This is a genomic window from Streptomyces gottesmaniae (assembly GCF_031845845.1).
GTDB classification, from domain to species: domain Bacteria; phylum Actinomycetota; class Actinomycetes; order Streptomycetales; family Streptomycetaceae; genus Streptomyces; species Streptomyces akebiae.
Map to the genome: position 1 here is coordinate 1 of NZ_JAVRFJ010000163.1, position 412 is coordinate 412.

General features: G+C 50.0%; 1 protein-coding gene. It reads left to right on the top strand.

The features are described from left to right. On the top strand, positions 1-412 hold a 412-nt coding region (locus RM704_RS45830; RefSeq protein WP_498076467.1), incomplete at both ends, for a hypothetical protein.

A 412-nucleotide genomic window follows, 5' to 3' on the forward strand; every position in this document is an offset into this window, starting at 1 on the left:
CTGCACATGTATAAGGCAAGTGCCGTCGTGCCGACGGGATATGTACGGGTTGGGAATACCGCGCCGCTGTGCGGCGAAGACACGCAGCGGTATGCCTCTTTTTGGGGCGACGGCTACGACGTGTACCGTCAGTTGAGATGGCGGCAGATACCCGAAAAACAGAGAAAGGCATTCAAAAAAGCCGCCAAAAGCAAAAATACCGTGATGTTTGCCGGACGGGAATACGACATATCCAAACAGAATTTGAGCGATGTTTGGGATGATTTTGAAGACGCGATGGAACTGAAGGCGTTTCCCTGCCTGTCTTCGCTGTTTCTGACCAAGTGGCATAAAAATCTATATGAATATCTGGAGGAATATCCGTTTATCACCCGATTGTGTCTGGAAAACCACGGTCAGACCGTGCTGGATT